This is a genomic window from Chlorobiota bacterium, from assembly GCA_016710285.1.
Taxonomy (GTDB): Bacteria; Bacteroidota; Ignavibacteria; order OLB7; family OLB7; genus OLB7.
This window is the reverse complement of the sequence record JADJXR010000001.1, coordinates 2823497-2838204: the sequence shown is the minus strand read 5'-3', so window position 1 is coordinate 2838204 and position 14708 is coordinate 2823497. Positions and strand designations below refer to the sequence as shown.

Below are 14708 nucleotides of genomic sequence, written 5' to 3'. Positions count from 1 at the left end.
GCAGTTGCCGCAACCACACTATTTTCCCACGATGAAGCACTACGACGCACTAACCTGCTACGCCAACCGCGAAACCCTTGAACTTCTGCTTGCCGTCAGCAGCACGCTGCCGATTACTGGCACGCTGGATGAAGACACCCGCATCACCCTCTACTTCGACGAAGCAGGGGCAACGCCCCAGGCCATTCAGCAACTGCAATCTTGGCTGCCGGAAGGGGCCAACGTCCAGATGGAAATCACCAGCGTGGCGGAGCAAAATTGGAATGCCGAGTTCGAGGCATCGCTGCAGCCAGTGCGGATTGGCGGCGGGCTGCTAATCACCCAAAGCTGGCAGCCGGAGGAGGCCGAGGAAGGAACGCTGCGGGTGGTGATTGACCCCAAAATGTCGTTCGGAACCGGGCATCACGAATCCACCAGGTTGATCTCCCAACTGCTGATGCAGCTGGACCCAGCGGGGAAGCGCGTGTTGGATATCGGCACGGGAACCGGGGTGCTGGCGATTGTGGCGGCGCTTCGCGGCGCGGCGCGAACCCTGGCGTTCGACAACAACGAGTGGGCGGTGGCCAACACCCTTGAGAATGTTGAGCTGAACGGCGTTGCGGACCGCATTGACGTTCGGCAGTGCGAGCTGGATGACGTTGCCGAAGGTGAGTTCGACGTTGTTCTTGCCAACCTCCATCGCAACATCATCATGCAAATGCTCCCGGGAATCGTGCAACGAATGGCGGCCAGCGGCGCGCAGCTTCTTACCTCCGGCGTGCTGATCGAGGATTACCAAAGCCTGCTTGACGAAGCCGCCAGCCACGGCCTGCGCCCGATTGATGAAGCCCGCGAGAACGAGTGGGTGGCAACGGTGTTTGGAAGGTAGAACGATGAGGAAGTGCGAACGGGGAGCCGCAAGCAGATCGCACACTCCCCGACCTTACTCACCCCCCCCTCACGTGTGCATCACCATCAGCACATATCCATCGGGATCGGCAATGCGGAACTCGCCGTTGGGGGCGTAGAACGGTTTGCTGATTTGGCCGCACGCAATGCCGCGTTCCATCATCTGGTTCCGTGTGGCAGCAACGTCGTCGCAGTAGAGATAGAAGAGCACGGCTTGTTGGCCCGCATCCACCGGGCCGTCGGCTTGCGTCACCATCAGGTCGCACGCGCCGTTCCCCAGCCATGCCCATGTCAACCGGTTGTATCCGGGCGCGGTGTGGGTGTTCCCCACCTGAAATCCCACCTGTTTGTAGAACTCAATCGAACGTTCAACATCGGCCACGTGGACCATTGGAACCAATGCGCGAATCTGGATGCTCATAAGCGAAAAGGTGTTTGTGAAAGTTGTGAGTGGATCACCCAACGTGTTCTTTTGAACACCTGCAAAGATAGAGTAAAAAACACCGGTTTCGCGCTCCTCCAAAAACATTTTTTTTGAGCATTGCTGGCGGGCCGGCTTAGACCACCGCATCAATCCCAAAAGCGACCGCCGCAACCGGGCGAAGCTCAACACCGTCGCGGGGGGTGGATTTGCGGGCGTTTGCCTGGGGAAGCACCACGGTTTTGAATCCCAATTTCGCGGCTTCGGCAATGCGCTGGTCCGCTTGGGCCACGGTGCGGATTTCCCCCCCCAGCCCAATCTCGCCAATCACCACGGCCTCGCTTTCGGCGGGAACATCGCGGAAGCTGGAGACGATTGCGGCGGCCACAGCAAGGTCCACCGCGGGGTCATCCACCCGCACCCCGCCGGCGATGTTGACAAAAACATCATACTGCCCAAGCCCCAACCCAAGCCGTTTCTCCAGCACCGCCAGCAGCATCTGCAAACGCTTGTAGTCGAACCCCGTTGCCGAACGCTGCGGCACGCCGTAACTGGTTGGCGTGACCAACGCCTGCGCCTCCACAAGAATTGGCCGCGACCCCTCCAGCGTGGCAGTAATCACCGACCCGCTTGCCCCGTAGCTCCGCTCCGATAAAAACACGGAGCTTGGATTGGCCACCTCCACCAACCCCTGCTCCCCCATCTCGAACACCCCAATCTCGTTGGTGGACCCGTAGCGGTTTTTTGTGGTCCGCAAGATTCGGTACAAGTGGGTCCGCTCCCCCTCGAACTGCAGCACCGTATCCACCATGTGCTCCAGAACTTTTGGCCCGGCAATCGTCCCTTCCTTCGTGACGTGGCCAACAACGAAGATGGAGGTCCCCGTGGTTTTGGCAAGCTGCATCAGCGCGGCGGTGCACTCGCGAACTTGCGCAACCGACCCCGGGGCCGACTCAATCTCGGGGTGATACGTGGTTTGGATGGAGTCAACAATGGCAACGTCGGGGGCAAGGTCGCGGATGGTCCCAACAATCAGCGCAAGGTTCGTCTCGGTCATCAGGCTAACGCCCGGGTTGTTCACCCCCAGCCGGTCCGCACGCATTTTAATCTGGCGCAGCGATTCCTCCCCGGTGATGTACAGGATGGTCCGCCCCTTCAGCCCGGCACACATCTGCGCCATCAATGTTGATTTCCCAACGCCAGGGTCGCCGCCAACAAGGATGATGGAGCCGGCCATAATTCCCCCACCCAACACCCGGTCAAACTCGCCAATGCCGGTCAGGATGCGCGGCTCCTGCTGCACCGAGACCTGGTCCAGCGTCACCACCTCGGCCCGTGTGGTGGCCGAACGTGGTCCCCGCGCGCCGGAAGGAGCCGCCGGGGCCTCCACTTCCTCCACGTAGGTTTCCCAGTTCCCGCACGAGGGGCATTTACCAACCCACCGCGAAGCAATCGCGCCGCAGCTTTGGCAGACAAATCGGGTACGTTGTTTGGACATGATTACTGGTTGGGAATTGGTGAATGGAAACTGTGATTGCGCGTTGGCACTGGCGGCCGGGCCAAGCTGGCGGAAGCCCTCCGCCGTTTCTGGATTACGCCCCTTGCTGATAGCCTCGCAGAAATTCCTGAACCCCCATTGCCCGCTTCCCTTCTTGCTGCAACTGGACCACCGAAAGGGCAGCGGTGGCGGTCCCGATCAGAAGCTGGTTGGGTTCAATCCGAACGATTCCCGCCGGAATATCGGAGCGATCGGTGATCTGGGTTTGGAACAGCTTCAGCGTGCGGCCATTGTGGACCGTGAACGCCCCCGGATGCGGCGAAAGCCCACGGATAAAATTATGAACTGCTTCGGCTGGGCGGTTCCAATCAACGTGGCAATCGTCGCGGAAGATTTTTGGCGCGGGGGTTGCCTCGTCATCGTTTTGCGGAAGCGGGTTGGCCGCGCCCTGCTCAATCATCCGAAGCGTATCGGCCACGGCGATTGCCCCCACGCCCATCATCACATCGTGCAACTGGCCGGCGGTCATCTGGGGGGTGATTGGGATGGTGCGGCGAAGGATGACGTTGCCGGTGTCCACCTTCTGCTGCAGGAAGAACGTCGTCACCCCGGTCTCTGCCTCGCCGTTGATAATGGCCCAGTTAATCGGCGCGGCCCCGCGGTATTTTGGGAGCAAGGACCCGTGCAGATTGAAGCTCCCAAGCCGGGGGATCGTGAAGATTGATTCCGGCAAAATCCGGAACGCCACCACGCAGATAACGTCGGGCCGGGTTTGGCGAATGGCATCGGCAACCGCAGGGTCCTTCAATCGCTCCGGCGTTAGCACGGGAAGCCCGTGGCGCAATGCCGCTTCCTTCACTGCCGATGGCGTTAGCTTCAGCCCGCGGCCTTTGGGGCGGTCCGGGGTTGTCACCACCAGCGGGACGGTGTGGCCCTGCTCCAGAATTATTTCCAACGAGGGGACCGCGAACTCGGGCGTTCCCATAAACACCACCCGCAGCGTGCCGGGCTGGGCTTCAACTTCGGTGCTCATTGCCGTGGGTTCCTTCCGTTTATCCGTGCATTGTTGGTTGCGATTCCAGCGCCAGCACAATCTGCGATTCGCGCTCGGTTAGCGCGTCCAGCCGCTGGCGGACTTCACGTTCGGGGAAGTACTGGCACGCGATGTCGTAGAAGGTCCGGTAGTGGCCCGCCTCGCTGGCAAGCAACGACCGGTAGAACTCCTGCAGCTCGGCATCGGGGACGTGTTTGCTAAGGATGGAGAACCGCTCGCAAGAACGCGCCTCGATGATTGCCGCCACCAGAAGCTGATCCATCAGCCGCTCCGGCTCGTTGGGGCGAATCTCCTTGTGAAGTGCCTGGGCGTACGGGTCGCCCGGGTCCCGCTGCAAGGTGAAGCCACGGTTCCGCAGATACTCATAGACCATGCCGAAATGCTCCATCTCCTCCTGGCAAAGCTCAATCATCGCCTTCACCAACGTATCCTTTTCTGGATAGCGGCTTACCAGCGACATGGCGTTGACGGCGGCTTTTTTTTCGCAGTGTGCGTGGTCAATCAGAACCTTCTCAAGGTTCGATTCGGCAGCCATAATCCATGACGGCTGCGACGGGACTTTTAAGCAAAGCATAGTCGGGAAGGATGCTCGGTTGTGTGTGTGTGCTTGTTTTTTGCGACTTGGCTGTTGCAAGCCGTTGTTGTTCAGCGGTTAGCCGTTCGCCATGGCCCACACCGTGAACCCAACGGCGAACGCCATCATCAAGGCTCCGTAAATCCGTTCCAGCGTGGCACTGTGAAGCCGGGTGGCAAGCCGTGCACCCAGCATACTGCTTGGGATCGAGGTGCAGCACAGCAACAGCGCCGTTGGCCAATGGATGTTCCCCTCAAGCCCATGCGCCACCGTGTTCGGGACCGAAAGGCAAGCAACGCAGAAGAGTGAGGTTGCCAGCGCGGTTTTGGTTGGCAGCTTTGCCACGTTCATAAATGCCGGCCCCAGCACAATCCCGCCGCCAATGGCAAGGAAGCCGGAAAGGAATCCGGAGAGCGCGCCGGCTCCATACATCACCCCGCTGGAGCGATTCGGGTCGCCGGTTGGATGGGGTTGCTGCTTGCCGCGTGCGCCGATTTTCCACCCCCGCTCGATAAAACTCCATGCCGACCAGATCAGCACAAGCCCCGTCAGAATCATCAACACCACGTCGGGGGTCTGGCCCGTCAGCAGCGCACCAACCACCGTTAGCGGGAACGCCATCAGCAACGTTCGCCAGGCGATATCGAACCGCACCATCTTCTGCCGGGCATAGACGATTGATCCGGTAATGGCCGCCGGAACCGCCGCCGGCAACGGGGTGGCAACCGCCAACACCGCCGGAAGCCCAACCAGCAACCGCAGCAACGGGGTGGAAAGCAACGCCCCACCAATGCCGAACATCCCCGCCGAGAAGCCGATGATTGCGCCGATAAGTAAGGTCAGTACAATGTCCACAGTTGCAGCGAAAATAGAGTTCACGAACATGGAGATCACGAACGAGTTCACGAACGAGTTCACGATCCGGAGGCCGCTCCCCGCAAAGATTCTGGAACGATTCCACGCAGCAGCGGCTGGGGAATCGTTCCATCGTTTCTTAATCCTCCCTTCCCCTTGCCGCCCTTCCCACGTAGGGGCGATAGACCAACCCGAAACCGAGGCGAAGGTACAGAATGCCGCCAGCAAACGCGGGGTCGTACCCGGCCAGCACGCCGTTGGAGTATCCCACACGCCCCCGGAGGTTGATGTGGGGACCTTCGTCGAACGGGATGCGGTAATCGGCAACGCCGGAAAGATCGAATCCCAGTCCCCAGCCGGTGGATGTTGGCTGCTGGCCGATTGCATCCCCCAATTGGACCGATGTTGCGGCCAGCCCAATCATCGGTGTCACGGCAAGCCTCCCTTGCCGGAACTCATACCCCAAACTCAGCGTGGCATTGGTCATGCTGGCATCGCCGGCGGGCCAATGGTCCTGGCCAACGGTGAATGGATTGGGGACCGAAATCGAGAGGAACTGAACCGTGCCGGAGAGTGTGGCCCGGTAGAGATAGCCCTCCAACTCCACCGCCAAGCCATCCACTTTTCCGAAGCGATCGCCCAGCGTGCCAACGGCCGCACCGCCGCCATAGCTTGCCCCAATCCCCAAGCCGCCCACTTGCTCCGAATACTCCCGCCGAATATACGCCCGCGCCAACGGCAGAAACCGGCTTCGCGGATACTCCGCAGCGAACTGGCCCACCAGCGCGTTCAGCGATTCCTGCGCCCGGTAGCCGCGGACCGTCAGGTGGTTCAGCAGCAGGTTGAAGAATCGCCGCTCCTCCTCCGTTGGGCGATTGGCATCAAATCGGTCGCTGGCGGCTTCCGCGCCGGCCCGCAAAACCTCCCGCAGCCGCTCGCGAACTCCATCGGGTTGCAGCGCGCCCGGGATGGTCCACGTTTCGGCCAGCATCGGGTCCAACGCAACAGGGTCCAGCAGCGTGGCGGTGTCGGCAAGCAACGCAAGCAGCAGCAGTTGCTCCGGGCCGTTCAGCCACGGGCCTCCGTTTTGGCGGTGGTCCATGAACGCCCGCAGTTTCTGGACGGCTTCCCACTGGCCACGCTTTGCGCTTTCGGCCAGCACCAGCCGCGCATTTGCCACCACCGGCTTCCGCCGATTGATCCCCGCCAACCATTCCTCGTATGCCGCCGAGTCGGGATTGGCAGCGGGGGCTTGCGTTTCTGGTTGCGATTCCGTTTGCGCTTGCACCCGCGCGGCCGCACCGCAGCAAAGAAGCAGCACCGCAATGGCGAATATCCGCTTACCGCCGCGCACCGGAAGTATCTCGCGAAAGGGTTTCCACGCAGGCGACCAATTGCTCAACCAACGCGCTGTCCATCCCAACAACAAAGGCTTGCAGCTTCATCGGCTGGGGGGTTGGGAATGGCTCATCAAGGATCACCTCGCGCTGCAGCACCCGCGGCGACTCGTCGTCCAGGGTTGCTTCGTTCCAATCAATTCCTTCCCCAAGCAGAATCCCTTTGCTTGTGCCGGTCGCGCTGGAATCGGGGATGATGGGGTTGGGCGCGGGCCGAAGCTGAATCACCGCCATGCCACGCTGCGGGTTCCCGCTGTCGTTGGGGTTGACCACGTAAAACATATCATGCTTCGCCTCGGAAACCGACTCCACCATGAACCCAAATGGAACTTGGATTGAAAGATTGGGGGCCTTGGTGCGGCTGAACTCCATGGTGAACGGGACAAGCCGAACCCCTTTCAACGCCGCCGCACGGTCGCTGGTTGGCTGGCAACCAGCAAGAAGCAACGCCAACGGCAGCAGCAGAAATACTTGGCGAGAAAGGATCATGGTGAACCCAGAAGAAGCGGTCATGGTGTTGTTGTCAGCGTTGCGGCAGCGGCCATCAGCGCGGCAACGTGCGCGGTGTCGGTCCCCGCAGCATAGATATGCAGGAACAGCGGGGCTTTTTTCAGATTGGGAAAGGTTGTTTGGAAGAAGTCGCTGGCGGCAATCTCGGCAGCGTAGAACGCCTTGCCGGCTTGGGCCGGTTCTTTCCATTCGCGCCAGCGTGTTCGGTAGCCCATCAGCTGCGCCGATGCTTCGGTAAACTGCGTGTTGCGGTCCACCCCCGACTGCGCAATCGTCCCCATGTAAATCCGCAGGAACCCGGGGCTGACGGCAGTGGAGTCGGTCAACGTGGGGTCGTCGCTGCGGAAAATGTAGAACTCATCGGACGGCATCCGCCCAACAAATTTCACCTGGTAGCCCGGGGGAAGAGTGATCCAGAAATCGGGGGCCGGGGTGTGGATTGTTGGCAACTGAAACCGTCCGGAAGGAAGGTTTTTTATCAGCCGTGCGGTGTCCGGTTTCGCGCTGTTGTGGGAAGGCTCTTCGCGGCATCCCACAAGGATCAGCGGCAGAAGCCACAGCAGGAAAACAGCGTGGCGAAGCATCATCGGTTGGTGGCGGGTGGCGGCCATGCCTTAGGCAATCCCCGTTGCAAAGGTGTCCAGATGCTGGCGCAGCCGCTCCCCCAGCTCGGGCCGGGTTTCAATGATGTCATGGACCGAAAGGATGGGATAGACCGGAAGCCCTGTCTGTTGCTGGAACGCTTCGCGGGCGGTGCGTCCGGTGTCGTCAATCGGCTCGCAGCGGTCAAAGGCAATCACGAAGCCAAGCGGCGTGCAGCCCGCAGCCCGCAGCTTTTCGATCGCCTCCAGTTTGGTTCCGCCGGTGGTGATAACGTCGTCCACAATCACCGCCGTGTCGCCGGCGCGGATCACGCCCAGGAACCCGCTTACGTCGCCGTGGGTTTTGGCCTCCTTCCGGTCGCTCACGGCGCGGCGTTCTTCGTCGCCATCGCCGGCAAGTGCCATTGCAGTGGCCACCGCAATCGGAATCCCTTTGTATGCCGAGCCGAACACAACCGGGGCATCGGCGAACTCCGCAATCTGCTCAATCGTCCCCGCGTACAGCTTCCCCATTGTGGCAAGCTGGCGACCCGAGCAAAGGGAGCCGGTGTTGAAAAAGTATGGCGACTTCCGCCCGCTTTTCAGCGTGAAGTCGCCGAACGTCAGGACGTTCTCCGCAACGAAAAACTCCAAAGCCTCGGCACGGAGCGCGGCAAGATCGGCGTACAGCATGGTTGCAGTCTGGTTAATTTTTTTGGTGTGTGTTGATTCCCTTTTGATCCTTTCTTCCAAGCAGTTCCGGCAAGTGCCTCAGGCCTGGAAGTCGTCCGGCACCTCTATCTCCATTCTCAGCAGTGCCGAGGAAAGGGTTTTGCCCTGGGCATCCAATTTCAGCGAGACCGTGCCGCCGCCTCCAAGGGTGTTATGAAGCAGGAAGTTTAGCGCCCACAAGTTTGGAAGCTCGAACCGTTCCACCGGGCCATGGCAAATGCCGGCGAAGTGTTCTTTCACCCGTTCGGCGGTGAGTGCTTGGGCGATGATTGGATACCACTCGGCCCGCCGAGCGATAACGCCAACATTCCCCGCGTCCCCTTTGTCGCCGGAACGTGCGTGGGCAAGCTGCAGAAGCTGGATTTTTTTCACGGGAATATCCTTTGTTTCTGGTTAAAGAATCTGGGGCTACAGAATCGTGTCTTCGGGCGTGCTGTTGCCGGAGTACTCCATCAGGAAGGCTTTGATGAACGGATCAATCTCCCCATCCATCACCGCCTGGACGTCGAACGTTTCGGTGCTGGTGCGCAGGTCCTTCACAAGGGTGTAGGGCTGGAAGACGTAGTTGCGAACCTGGCTTCCCCATTCGATCCGTTTTTTCGAGCCTTCAATCGCCGCCTTCTTCTCCTCCTCCTCGCGCCGAAGAATTTCGTACACCTCGGACTTCAGCATCTTCATGGCACGTTCGCGGTTTTGCAGTTGCGAGCGTTCTTCCTGGCAGCTAACAATCAGCAGATGCTCGGCCCCGCGCGGGCTAACGTAGCGGTAGCGCAGCCGGACCGCCGTCTCCACTTTGTTGACGTTTTGGCCCCCTTTTCCGCCGGAGCGGAAGGTCTCCAACTCAACATCGGCGGGGTTGATTTCAATCGGGACATCTTCATCCACCACGGGATAGACAAAGACGCTGGCAAACGAGGTGTGGCGGCGGGCGTTGGAATCGAACGGCGAGATGCGAACAAGGCGGTGCACGCCATTCTCCGATTTCAACCTGCCGAAGGAGTAGGCCCCGCTGATTTCAATCGAGGCGGATTTGATGCCGGCGGTCTCCCCCTCCAACTCATCCAGCAAAGCAATCTTGTAGCCTTTGCGTTCGGCCCAGCGCATGTACATCCGCAGCAGCATCTGCGCCCAATCTTGGGCTTCGGTTCCGCCGGCCCCGGCCTGAACCTTCAGGATTGCATCGCGAACGTCGTCGGGGTCCGAGAGCATATTGCGGAACTCTAGGTCGGCAATGTCCGCAGCAAGCGCGTCGGACTCGCGGCGGAGTTCAGCATCCAGGGAGTCATCGCCCGCTTCCTGGCCCAGCTCAATCAGTGCTTCGATGTCGCCGGCGCGTTGGTTGGCGGCGTTCCAAGCGTCGGCCCACTCCTTGCGGGTGCTGATTTCCCGCATGATTTTTTGCGCGGCGATGTTATCGTTCCAGAAATCTGGCTGCTCGGTTCGTGCCTGAAGCTCGGCTATCTCCCGTTCTTTTCGGTCAAGGTCAAAGATACCTCCGGAGCAGGGTGATCCGTTCCCGTTGCTCGGCCAATGCTGATGAAAATTCTTCGTACATGATTGTTGGTGTTGTTCCGGTTGCGTATGCAGCGGGGAAGCCCGCCATGGTAGAAAAAGGAGCCATAAAAGTACGGCCACGGCAAGCAGTTGGGAAGATGCAAAGGGTAAAGAGCAGAAGCGGGAAACGGAGGTTCAACATTGGAGCCGCCGCACGCAACCCCGAGCCTTACGGAAGGAACGGCCCCGGCGCGGGAGTCTCGAGCGTGCCGAAAGCATCGAACGGCGTTTCGGTGCTGAAGACCACTTGGGTGAACTTCTTTTGGTCGAAGTTGTAGGGGAAGTCAATCCGAATCACCCCGCGCCCCAGTGCCACCCGTAAGTTGGTGATCCGAACGCCCAGCCCGGCGCTGGAATGGAACCGGGTTTCGGAAAGTTTTTCCGATTGATTCCACACGCCGCCAACGTCAAAAAACGCCGCCGCGCCGATCTTGAAGAACAGGAATTTCCAATCGGGAAGGGCGTTGTACTCAAGGTTCAGCAGCATCCGGTTATCCCCCACCAACCCGTACACCTGATAGCCCCGAAGCCCGCTGCGGTTGTCCAACTCCGTCTCGATGTAGCGATTCCACCGCCAGACGGTTTGCTGCTGGAACCGCCCGCTGAACGCCCCGGGGCCAACCCGCCAAACCCCGCTGGCCACCACGCGCTGCAAGGTGAACCGCGTCTCCTTCTGCACAAATCCGGTCCCGGCCTGGAACGCTGCAAAGCCGTACAGGTCCTGGTTCCCGCCCGCCTGCCGGACCTCGCCACCAACATACAGGACGTTATCCAGCCCCCCGTTGTGCGGGGAAATTTTGCCGATGTACGCCCCCCCCATTGCCCCAACCGGAGCAAGCACCTCGCCGTGATATTGCACGTTGTTCATCCGGACGAACTGGCGGCGCAGCGAGGCGATCCCCGCGAACGCCCCCACGCTATTCTCGAACGCAGGGCGGACATCTTGAAGGGAGTCGCGGGTGGTGTGGTCGTAGGAAAGGGCGACGGCCCAGCGGAACAGGTCCCGATCGCCCCCGCGCGAGCCGCCATACCACCCGCCAGCATCCACCGTGCGGAGCGGAACACCGATTGCGCGAACAGGTTGGGAGTGGGTGTACAGGTAATCAATGCCGTCAAGGTAGGAAAGGGCGGTCCCGAATCCCCACGGGCTGTAATCGGAGAAGTACGGGCGGCCAACCGAAAGCACCCCTACGTTTTCAAGTTTGGAAAGGCTGAAGACCCCGCTGGCTTGGATATGGCTTCCGAAGATATTGGGATCGGAAAGGGAGCCGTTGATTCCCCAGCCGCGGTCGTTCACCGTGGAGTAATCGCCGCCGACGCTGGCCTGATAGGACCAACCCAGCAGGTTCACCTCACGCAGGGAGAGTGAGTACTGTTCGGCATTGCCGCCGGTGCTGGCGCTAAACCCAAGCTGCGTGGACCAACCGTCGCGAGTGGTGATGGAAAGATCGCCACGAGGAAGCCCTTTTGGCGGGGTGGCGGAATCGGCAAGAAGGCATTGCAGGGCAACGTTCTGGAAGATGCCGATAGCGCGAAGGTTCCGCTCGATCTCATCTATTTTTTTCTGCGTCACCGTGTCGCCAGGGTTCAGATAGACCTCGTAGCGGACCACTGGCTCCTTCGTGACGATGTGGAGTGAATTCAGCAAGCCGGCCACCAGCGGAAGGTCCCGCCCGCTGGTGTCGAACACGGTGTGGCGATCAATCACCACATGGCGCAGGATAAATGGGCGAAGCGTGTCGCGGTGGCGGGGTGCCGCCGCCGTGTCCGGCTGCGCAGCCGCCCCGGGCGGAAGCAGAGCCGTGGCAAGCAGGAGAAGCAGGCCAAGCGATTTCACCAACGAAAGAAAGGCTTGCCGGAGGCCAGCAAGCCGAACTGCGTGGGAACAAATGGAGTTACTGGGCATTGATCTCAGTTGGGAGTTTACTCAGCCGGGAACTGGCGCGGCTGCGAATTGGGGAACGGCCATGTGGGGCTATGCCGTTCCCGCCGTTGTGCGCCGGACGATGATCTTCCGGCCCTCCACTTTCACCACCGCCACCGGTTCGCCAGCGCTGATGTAATCCCCTTCGGTGATGACATCGAACCGGCTGCTGTTGAACAGTGCGGTCCCGGCGGGGCGAAGCGTGGTCATGGCCTGGCCGGTTGCGCCAAGCAGCGCGGAGTAATCCGGCCCGCTAACGTAGCCTTCGTCGGACCGCTGGGTGGTTTGCAGCACAAACTTGTTGAACGCGCTGGACTGCGGAAGATATTTTATCATCAATCCAACAAGAACCCCAAGCCCCACCAGCGATGCCGCCAACGTGTAGAGTGGGACGGTGAGCGAGTCGTAGGAGACAAGATCGAACCGGCCGATCAGGGCCAGGAACAAGCTGCCGATCATCAACAAAATTCCCATGATCCCCGTCACCCCAAAGCCAGGAATGATGAATATCTCCACGGCCAAAAGCACCACCCCGGCAACGAACATCAGCACCTCGATTGCGCTGGCAAGGTCCACCAGATATTGCGCCCCAAAGAAAAGCGCGATTGCGGCGATTCCCACACCGGTAACGGTTCCCAAATGCCCCGTCTTCACGCCGTAAAAAATCCCCGCAAGGCCGATCATAATCAGCAGCGAGCTAACAACGGGATTGGTCAGGAATTTCACCAACTGCTCGCTCCACGTTTGCTGCGGGCGTTGGTACTCAACATTGGCATAGCCCAAGCTGGCAAGCGCGGAATCTAGATGCTCCGCTTCAAGGTCGCAGTATCCAACGCTTTGGGCTTCCTGGGTGGTAAGGGTCAGCAGCTGCCCAGCTTTTTTCAGGGAGGAATCGGGGAGCGCGAAATTTTCATCCACCATTGCGGCGGCGATGTCGGGGTTCCGTTTGTGGCGTTCGGCGGTGGCGCGCATCTCGCCCCGCATATAACTCACCACCTTCTCCGAAGCCTTCTCCCCCGATTGATAGACCGGCGTTGCCGCGCCGATTGCGCCCCCCGGGGTCATCACGATTTTTTGGCAGGAGAGGGCAATCAGCGCGCCGGCAGAGATGGCCCGTTTATCAATGAACGCAACCGTGGGGATGGTGGAGTTCAGGATGGCATCTTTCACTTCCGTGGCGGCATCCACCCGCCCGCCGAAGGTGTTGATATGGAAGACGATTGCCGTGGCTTTCTGCTCGGTGGCATCGCTGATGACGCGGCGGACGTACGGGGGAAGCCCCAAATCCACCTCGCCGGTAATCTCAACAACAACAATCTTTTGCTGGGCAACCGCTGGAACGCCAATGCCAGCAAGGCCGGCAACCGTCAGCAGCAGCAACAACAGCACCACGGGGAACTGTTTCATGGCATCACCTTTTGCTCCTCTTATCCTAAACAAGGGTTGATGATTGGTTGAAGATACGATTGCCGGCGGCTACGGCGCATCGTTGCGTAGGATGCAGCAGGAAATTTGCCAGGATGTGACGTTCGGCCATTGGACTATTGTGCCAGCGGATTACCGTGTGGGCGCAGGGTTTTGGGCATTGGCCAGGATTCCCAATATCTCCATCCCCCCTTGCTGCATTGCTTCGGTAAGGTCATCCCCTTCCATGTTGGCAAGGATTGCAACGGCGATATGGCGTTCGGGAAGAATCATCAGCAGTGCGCGGCAGCCCGATTGCGCGCCATCGTGCATGGCCAGCCGGCCAAGCGATGATTGGGCAACAAACCAGCCCAATCCGCACGGCATTGCCACGCCGCCAAACGTTGCGTTTGCCCACATCTGCCGCAACGTGGTGTCGGCAAGCAGCCGATGTTGCAGCAGGGCCAGCGCAAACTGTGCAAGATCGTTCGCGGTGGAAACCAGCCCCGCGCCTGGCAGGCGGTCGCTGAGGTTTAGCGGTTTTGAGGGGAGGATTTCGCCGGCAAGGGTGCGGGTGTATCCGTCGGCAATCTGCTCGGCCCCTAACCGCCGTAGCTGGCCGATTGACCCGCTGCGTGGCATCCCCGCCGGGGCCAGCACCAGCGTTTGGATTGCTTGCTGAAATGGCTGGCCGCACACGCGTTCCACCAACCGGCCAAGCAGGTTGAAGGCGTAGGTGCTGTAGTGGAATTGCGTTCCCGGCAGGAAGAGCAGCGAGTCGTTCGCGACAATCCCCACCGATTCGGCAATGGAGGGGAAATAGCGGCGATTGTAGTTTTCGGCAAGATCGGCGTAATGGCGGATTCCGGAGCAATGCGCCAGCAGGTGGCGCACCGTGACGACGTACCGCCGGAATGGATACTCGGGGCAATACTGCTGGATTGGCGAATCAAGCGCGACCCTCCCTTGCTCCACCAGCCGCATCACCGCAACCGCCGTCAAGGCTTTGGAGACCGATGCAAGGCGGTAGCGGGAATCGCCCGTTGCTGGGGTGGTTCCCTGGGCATCCAACGTGCCGAATCCTTCCGAAAAAATGATGCTGCCGTTGGCCACCGCAGCAACGGAAAGTCCTGGCATCGGGATTGCGTGGCGGATACGCTGGGCAACCGCCGCAATCCCCGCCGCCACCGATTGCGGAGCAACGGGTTGCGCAACCGCCAAGCCTGCAATGCCGCAAAGCAGCAGAATCGGAACAAGCGCTTGTTGAACGCTCCGTTGAACCCTCCCTTGAACGATACCTTGCTTCATCGGAATCT

The 14708-nt window shown here is 60.3% G+C and carries 15 protein-coding genes; 1 reads left to right on the top strand and 14 read right to left on the bottom strand.

What is annotated here, in order from left to right:
* Window positions 1-31: 31 nt before the first annotated feature.
* The gene (gene prmA, locus IPM61_10375) at window positions 32-868 is read left to right on the top strand and encodes a 50S ribosomal protein L11 methyltransferase (GenBank protein ID MBK8911721.1); all 837 of its coding nucleotides are present in this window, start codon (window positions 32-34) and stop codon (window positions 866-868) included.
* A 69-nt stretch (window positions 869-937) separates the two neighbouring features.
* On the opposite strand, the gene IPM61_10370 is transcribed toward prmA, so the two are convergent.
* The 14 genes from IPM61_10370 to IPM61_10305 form a co-directional block, all read right to left on the bottom strand.
* Entirely contained in the window at window positions 938-1309 is a 372-nt protein-coding gene (locus IPM61_10370) for a VOC family protein (GenBank protein MBK8911720.1), read from the bottom strand.
* A gap of 136 nt (window positions 1310-1445) precedes the next feature.
* Window positions 1446-2807 (bottom strand): DNA repair protein RadA, encoded by a 1362-nt coding sequence (radA, locus tag IPM61_10365; GenBank protein MBK8911719.1) that lies wholly within the window; start codon window positions 2805-2807, stop codon window positions 1446-1448.
* A gap of 94 nt (window positions 2808-2901) precedes the next feature.
* Complete coding sequence (locus tag IPM61_10360; GenBank protein MBK8911718.1) at window positions 2902-3840, bottom strand: methionyl-tRNA formyltransferase; 939 nt, start codon at window positions 3838-3840, stop codon at window positions 2902-2904.
* 19 nt (window positions 3841-3859) lie between these two features.
* Window positions 3860-4435 carry a tRNA-(ms[2]io[6]A)-hydroxylase gene (locus IPM61_10355; protein MBK8911717.1) on the bottom strand — a complete coding sequence of 192 codons (576 nt, stop codon included), beginning with the start codon at window positions 4433-4435 and terminating at the stop codon, window positions 3860-3862.
* Between the two features lie 78 nt (window positions 4436-4513).
* Window positions 4514-5290: a sulfite exporter TauE/SafE family protein gene (locus IPM61_10350; protein ID MBK8911716.1), complete on the bottom strand. Its 777-nt coding sequence runs from the start codon at window positions 5288-5290 to the stop codon at window positions 4514-4516.
* Between the two features lie 139 nt (window positions 5291-5429).
* The gene (locus IPM61_10345; protein MBK8911715.1) at window positions 5430-6644 is read right to left on the bottom strand and encodes an autotransporter outer membrane beta-barrel domain-containing protein; all 1215 of its coding nucleotides are present in this window, start codon (window positions 6642-6644) and stop codon (window positions 5430-5432) included.
* Window positions 6631-7200, bottom strand: a complete 570-nt coding sequence (locus IPM61_10340) for a hypothetical protein (GenBank protein MBK8911714.1) — start codon at window positions 7198-7200, stop codon at window positions 6631-6633. The genes IPM61_10345 and IPM61_10340 overlap by 14 nt, the downstream gene beginning before the upstream one ends.
* On the bottom strand, window positions 7197-7808 hold the full coding sequence (locus IPM61_10335; GenBank protein ID MBK8911713.1) for a hypothetical protein: 612 nt from the start codon (window positions 7806-7808) through the stop codon (window positions 7197-7199). The genes IPM61_10340 and IPM61_10335 overlap by 4 nt, the downstream gene beginning before the upstream one ends.
* A 3-nt stretch (window positions 7809-7811) precedes the next feature.
* Entirely contained in the window at window positions 7812-8471 is a 660-nt protein-coding gene (pyrE, locus tag IPM61_10330) for an orotate phosphoribosyltransferase (GenBank protein ID MBK8911712.1), read from the bottom strand.
* A gap of 78 nt (window positions 8472-8549) precedes the next feature.
* The gene (locus IPM61_10325) at window positions 8550-8882 is read right to left on the bottom strand and encodes a hypothetical protein (GenBank protein ID MBK8911711.1); all 333 of its coding nucleotides are present in this window, start codon (window positions 8880-8882) and stop codon (window positions 8550-8552) included.
* Window positions 8883-8918: 36 nt separating this feature from the next.
* Window positions 8919-10065 (bottom strand): peptide chain release factor 2 gene (gene prfB / locus IPM61_10320; GenBank protein MBK8911710.1). Its coding sequence is split into 2 segments (ribosomal slippage): window positions 8919-9995 and window positions 9997-10065, totalling 1146 coding nucleotides; the frame shifts between segments, so codons are not numbered across the junction.
* A gap of 168 nt (window positions 10066-10233) precedes the next feature.
* Window positions 10234-11970 carry a BamA/TamA family outer membrane protein gene (locus tag IPM61_10315; protein ID MBK8911709.1) on the bottom strand — a complete coding sequence of 579 codons (1737 nt, stop codon included), beginning with the start codon at window positions 11968-11970 and terminating at the stop codon, window positions 10234-10236.
* A gap of 69 nt (window positions 11971-12039) precedes the next feature.
* Complete coding sequence (locus tag IPM61_10310; GenBank protein ID MBK8911708.1) at window positions 12040-13395, bottom strand: nodulation protein NfeD; 1356 nt, start codon at window positions 13393-13395, stop codon at window positions 12040-12042.
* Window positions 13396-13545: 150 nt separating this feature from the next.
* The gene (locus IPM61_10305; GenBank protein ID MBK8911707.1) at window positions 13546-14700 is read right to left on the bottom strand and encodes a beta-lactamase family protein; all 1155 of its coding nucleotides are present in this window, start codon (window positions 14698-14700) and stop codon (window positions 13546-13548) included.
* Window positions 14701-14708 lie beyond the last annotated feature (8 nt).